At 38.5% G+C, this 5,213-nt stretch carries 5 protein-coding genes and 2 pseudogenes; 4 read left to right on the plus strand and 3 right to left on the minus strand.

What is annotated here, in order from left to right:
* Positions 1–143 precede the first annotated feature (143 nt).
* Positions 144–902, plus strand: coding sequence for a DUF6261 family protein (locus HMPREF2887_RS00285; RefSeq protein ID WP_084740307.1), 759 nt, complete (start codon positions 144–146; stop codon positions 900–902).
* Positions 903–1,547: 645 nt separating this feature from the next.
* A pseudogene (locus HMPREF2887_RS00295) lies at positions 1,548–1,829 on the plus strand (VTC domain-containing protein); the annotation flags it as partial.
* A 412-nt stretch (positions 1,830–2,241) separates the two neighbouring features.
* On the opposite strand, the pseudogene HMPREF2887_RS00300 reads toward HMPREF2887_RS00295, so the two are convergent.
* The 3 genes and pseudogenes from HMPREF2887_RS00300 to HMPREF2887_RS00310 form a co-directional block, all read right to left on the minus strand.
* Positions 2,242–2,857: pseudogene (locus HMPREF2887_RS00300) on the minus strand (HAD family hydrolase).
* A gap of 9 nt (positions 2,858–2,866) precedes the next feature.
* Positions 2,867–3,862 carry a DUF4097 family beta strand repeat-containing protein gene (locus tag HMPREF2887_RS00305; RefSeq protein WP_021002228.1) on the minus strand — a complete coding sequence of 332 codons (996 nt, stop codon included), beginning with the start codon at positions 3,860–3,862 and terminating at the stop codon, positions 2,867–2,869.
* The gene (locus HMPREF2887_RS00310; protein WP_021002227.1) at positions 3,849–4,175 is read right to left on the minus strand and encodes a PadR family transcriptional regulator; all 327 of its coding nucleotides are present in this window, start codon (positions 4,173–4,175) and stop codon (positions 3,849–3,851) included. The genes HMPREF2887_RS00305 and HMPREF2887_RS00310 overlap by 14 nt, the downstream gene beginning before the upstream one ends.
* A 303-nt stretch (positions 4,176–4,478) precedes the next feature.
* Between HMPREF2887_RS00310 and HMPREF2887_RS00315 the strand changes: the two genes are divergently transcribed.
* Both HMPREF2887_RS00315 and HMPREF2887_RS00320 read left to right on the plus strand, forming a co-directional pair.
* Positions 4,479–4,610 carry a teichoic acid D-Ala incorporation-associated protein DltX gene (locus HMPREF2887_RS00315; protein WP_021002226.1) on the plus strand — a complete coding sequence of 44 codons (132 nt, stop codon included), beginning with the start codon at positions 4,479–4,481 and terminating at the stop codon, positions 4,608–4,610.
* A gap of 33 nt (positions 4,611–4,643) precedes the next feature.
* Positions 4,644–5,213: AMP-binding protein (locus tag HMPREF2887_RS00320; protein ID WP_410002518.1), on the plus strand; the 570-nt coding region annotated here is incomplete at its 3' end.

Raw genomic sequence — 5,213 nt, forward strand, 5'->3', positions numbered from 1 at the left:
CAGGTTTGCTTTGTCCGAGGGTCGGACAGCTTGCCTTAAAACAGGTTTGCTTCGTCCGAGCCTCGGACAGGATAAAGAAAAGTCATTCATCTTATCTGAGGGTCAGATAAGAAAAAATATTTTTTTAATAAGGAAAGGATTTTATGCCAAAAGGAAAGTTAGTTAATGTTCAGGTGAGCAGTCTCCGCCATGCGGAATTCACGCAGTTTATCACTCGTTTTTTAGATGATGTGGAGAAAGAAGCGCTCGACTTTAAAAATGAGGATGTCATTACCGCTCTCGTCAAGAAGATAAAGGCAGCTTTGCCTGCTTATCAAGCCTCTCTCGGTCAGATTCGGGCGAGTGAAAAGTCAGCTTCGATTAGTGCGGCTGACGAATTGCGCGACGCTGATTTGCAAGCTCTTCGCGATGCGCTGAAACCTTATCGGGCAGCCAAGCGGGAAGAGGAAAAGGCAGCTTATGCCAGCTTGAAACGCTTGTTTGACCAATACAAAGACGCTCATCAGAAGCATTACGAGGAAGAAACAGCCCTCGTTGTCAGCTTACTGGACAAGCTAAAAACAGCCCCATATAAGGAGCAAGTGGGGACTTTAGCGCTTGGGAAATTCGTTGAAAATCTGACCGAAAGCCACTCGACTTTTGAACAACTTTTTGCTTCTCGCTCCCAAGAGAAATTGCAAAAAGTGAGCTATGATGTCAAGCGATTGCGCAAAGAAGTAGCGACGCCTTACCAACAGTTGGCGGACTATGTAGTGATTTTGCACCAAGTCAAAGACGATAGCTTTTATGCGACCTTCCTTTCCGTGCTCAATAACAGCCGCAAGCACTATGCGGATGTCCTTGCCCGTCGCAAGGGTAAAGAGCCTAAAGCAGAAGCAGGAAAAGTAGCAGAAATCAACTAACATTTCTCCTTCATCTTACTTGAAGTTTGTCTGTCAGAGTGGTAGGATAAAGACGGAGAAGAGGAACGAGCAGAAAATTAGAAAGTGTGATGGGATGATAAGATTTCATTTTAATAACGAATTTTGGTTTCGGTGGCGGTTTTATCTGTTGAGCATGATGATATTCTTTTCCTTGGTTGTTGAACCTTATCCGAAATTGAACGTGTTCAATGTGATTTATTTTGCTGTGTTGGGAACATTTTTGCTCTTGCAGATTTTTGTGCCAGAGTGTTCGCATAAGCGATCCTATCCAGTAGGCAGCTATCACTTTAACTGGGAATTTTATAATGACATTTCCTTGTATCTGATGATTTATTTTTCGTACTCCTTCTACTCTGGTCCGAGAAGCAGCCACGATGTGTTGTACTGGATTTTTCTGGTAGCAGATATTCTGATTATTTTCAGTTTTCTTATCAAAAAAGAAAAAGAAGAGAAGAGTGAAGAATAAGATTGCGGTAGCTTCAGTTTTCTATTTCATTCTACAGACATCTATTAAACACCTCCAGAAAATGGGGGTGTTTTGTTTTCTTTAAGTTTTCTTTAGCTTTCTTTTAAGGATTTGCCCGTAAACTACGTAGATAAAGAACGACAAAGGAGAGCAATCTCATGGCTAAAAAAACATTTAAAGATAAATTTCAACGGATAGAAACCAAGTACGTCATCTCAAAGGAAACGTTGGCAGATTTGCTACAGGAGTTTGAAGCGTATATGGCAGAAGATGAGCATGCCTATTCAACGATTGGCAACCTCTACTATGATACGCCGACCTATCAGATGATTCGGGAGTCTTTGGAGAAGCCTTATTTCAAGGAAAAATTGCGCGTGCGCACCTATGATGCCAGTCCTCAGGCTGATAGCCAAGTCTTTTTAGAAATCAAGAAAAAAGTGTGTAATGGCAAAGGTAGCAATTCTGGTGGACGGTGATGATAGACAAAAGAGGCTGGGAGAACCCAACCTCTTTCGTTTGACCTTCGCTTAGTCGTCAAGGTGTGATAGTGTTTTAATTGCTAACCATTGTGATAGGATTAAAACTAAGAAAAATATATGGAATAATAAATCACGTATAATTGGCATATTTCTACAAATAAATAAAGAAATGAAAGGGGAACAAACAAACCAAATAACTTGAATAGTGATGATTCTTTTTTTCATGTTTAGCAACCTCACTTTTTCCTTTTTCAGCCTAAATGTATCACAAAACTAAGAAAAAATAAGTCTATTTTTGAAGGAAAATTTATGATATAATAAAATTGATAACGTTAAAAAACTAGAGCGAAACAACTCTAGTTTTTTTGCATACTCATCCGAAAATCTCTAGAATCTCTGTCAAATTATCAACAGTCCAATCTGGTGCTTCTGCTGGATTCGTTATGTGGTTCAAGTGGCTAAATCCCTGTCGGATCCAAATGGTTTGCATTCCAAGTTGTTTAGCCGGAAGAATATCATTGTCCAAACGGTCGCCAATCATCACAGCGTGTTCAGCCAAACAGTTCGCTTGTTGGAAAGCTAACTCAAAAATAGCGAAATCGGGTTTTGCCAAGCCAACATCGGCAGAGGAAATCACCAGATCAATCCAAGAATCAATACCAAATGTTCTCAATCTTACCAGTAGATTCGGTAATTGATTAGCAAGGATACCAATTGTAGTGTGAGTGAAGAGTTTTCAGCACATTCTTACAATCAGGATAAAGCACCTCTAAATCCGAATTCCAAGCTGGACATCTCAAGCCATAATATTTCAGAGCTTCTACATCGCCTTTTTTATTTTCCATAAAATAGTGGATCATAGTTTGATAAAATGCTGCATAAGAAATATTAGTATCAGCAAGAGCCTGTTTAATCCGCTCTTGATAGGCTTTTTCTTCATTTACCAAAGTTGAGCCAACATCAAAGAATAACCAATCAATCTGTTTCATGCTAAACCTCTAATAAAGATTGATGTCTCCGCTGACAGCTTGGATAGCAAGAGAATCTGTAGAAGTTGATACTTTATGACGGATTGTGTTGCCAACAATTTGGTGGCTTGGCTGGAGCTGCTCAGAAATAGAAATATCTCCATGTACCGTTTCAATATCATAGCTAAAATCATGGTGCAACAAATGAAGCGTAACATCTCCGCTTGTTGTTTGAATAGAGGTTTTACCAGCAATTTCTAAAGAATGCGTGTCGAGATCACCTGATACAAGAGTAATTTTACAATCTGTTAATTTGGCATGTGCCAGATGGATATCGCCACTAGTAAGGGTCACATCGGTTTGTTGTAATTGACAATGCCGCATGGACAGATCACCACTTGCAAGTTCAATCGTTCCTTTTTGTGTTTGAAGATGAGATACAGCTACATCACCAGAAGTTGCTTGAAGTGAGAATGATTGAAGAATCTTGCCATTCGGGATTTGAATGCAGATGGGATGATTATCAAAACCGTTTTTCATGACATTAATAATCCAGTCCAAACCACTATAATGCGTGTTGCCTTTTTCTGTAATGTGCCACTTCTCGTTTTGAACAGTAGAAATGATTTGATTGTTGCCTTTTCCATTATAGTATTTGATGTGGAAAAAATCATCAGGTGAAGGCTCAATCAGAATATCTTGCGTGGTGACATTAATATGCAATTCAGAGATTGTTGCATAGTCTTCAAAGATATAAGCATTGTCGGTATATGATTGGTGATTGTGTGCAGATGACTGGTGTTGAGGACGAGTTGACGTTTCTTCTGCTTGATTTGATGAAAGTGAGCGAATAATCTCTTCTGCTGCGTCTTTGGGATCTCCCAACTCCTCAATGACTTGTGCTTCATTTTCAGGTCCGGCTTCTTCAAAGTATTCCGTAAAATAATCCATTGCTTCTTTATAGTCTGCCTCAGGTAATGTTTTTAAGTATTTCTCTAATGCGGCTAAATAGTCAGTTTTTGTCATGGCGAATGCTCCCTTCTATGATACCGTTGACTGTCGCTGTATATAACTCCCACTCCCTTTTAAGGATGTTTAACTGCTTTCGTCCCTCTGGAGTAAGGGAGTAATACTTCCGTTTTCGACCTTGATATTCTTGTGAATAAGTCGTTAAATAACGATTTTTTTCTAACTTTTTCAAAAGAGGATATAAGGTTGATTCCTTGATGTTGGCAATCAATTTAATCGTTTGGCTAATCTCATAGCCATAGGAATCTTCACTTTCCAAAATCGCTAGAATGAGAAATTCAATCAGGGTAGAAGATGTTGGAAAATACATGAGCCACCTCCTATGTATAATATTTTTATATATAATTTTTCTATACATAGTATAGTGCTTTTCACTTTCAAAGTCAAGAAAATATATAAAATTTTTATATATTTTTAAAATGTAAGTCTAAAACTATTTTCTTTTCTAGTTTTTTGAGACAGCACATCTGTGATTTCCCTAGGTTTGTTGTAAATAAACCTTAATTCTAGCTTAATTCCTCAATTAAAGAATGTTTTGTATTGAAAAATAGCGTTAGAAAATGGTAAAATATATTAAGTCTTATCTAGAAGTAAGACAAAAGTGATGAATATGATGAAAAAACATAAAATAATTTTTAAATTTCTTGGACAGACGCTGCTTTATTTTGTGATATTTCTAGCGTTGCTTTATTTCTTTAATTATCTTGGTCAAGGCCAAGGTGGTTTTATCTATAATGAATTTTAGGAGCAGACTGTGACCAATTCAGTAATTAACGACATGATTGAAACGATTGAGTATTTTGCTCAGTCTCAACCAGATTTTCCAGTTTACAATGTTCTCGGAGAAGTTCATACTTATCATGATTTGAAAGTGGACTCGGATTCGCTCGCTGCAAAGATTGACAGCCTTGCGCTTCCTGAAAAGTCACCAGTGGTAGTGTTTGGTGGGCAAGAATACGACATGCTGGCAACCTTTGTAGCTTTGACGAAGTCAGGGCATGCTTATATTCCGATTGATAGTCATTCAGCTCTGGAGCGCGTGACAGCGATTGTGGAAGTGGCACAGCCTAGTCTCATCATTGCAATCAATGACTTTCCGCTGAAAGATGTGAACATACCAATTCTTGACTTGGCAGCAGTTCAAACTGCTTTTGCAGCCAAACATCCTTACGAAATTACACACCCTGTTAAAGGTGATGATAATTACTATATCATTTTCACTTCGGGAACGACTGGAAAGCCAAAGGGTGTGCAAATCTCGCACGATAATTTGCTCAGTTTTACCAACTGGATGATTACAGATAAGGAATTTGCGACTCCAATTCGTCCGCAAATGTTGGCGCAGCCA

The sequence above is a fragment of the Streptococcus sp. HMSC071H03 genome (assembly GCF_001813035.1).
Classification (GTDB): Bacteria; Bacillota; Bacilli; order Lactobacillales; family Streptococcaceae; genus Streptococcus; species Streptococcus anginosus.

What these genes read in the sequence shown, in the direction of transcription:
- HMPREF2887_RS00305 (WP_021002228.1), bottom strand. Translation starts at nt 3,862, where the DNA reads ATGACAAAAACTGACTATTTAGCCGCATTAGAGAAATACTTAAAAACA.
- HMPREF2887_RS00315 (WP_021002226.1), top strand. Translation starts at nt 4,479, where the DNA reads ATGAAAAAACATAAAATAATTTTTAAATTTCTTGGACAGACGCTGCTT.
- HMPREF2887_RS00310 (WP_021002227.1), bottom strand. Translation starts at nt 4,175, where the DNA reads ATGTATTTTCCAACATCTTCTACCCTGATTGAATTTCTCATTCTAGCG.
- HMPREF2887_RS00285 (WP_084740307.1), top strand. Translation starts at nt 144, where the DNA reads ATGCCAAAAGGAAAGTTAGTTAATGTTCAGGTGAGCAGTCTCCGCCAT.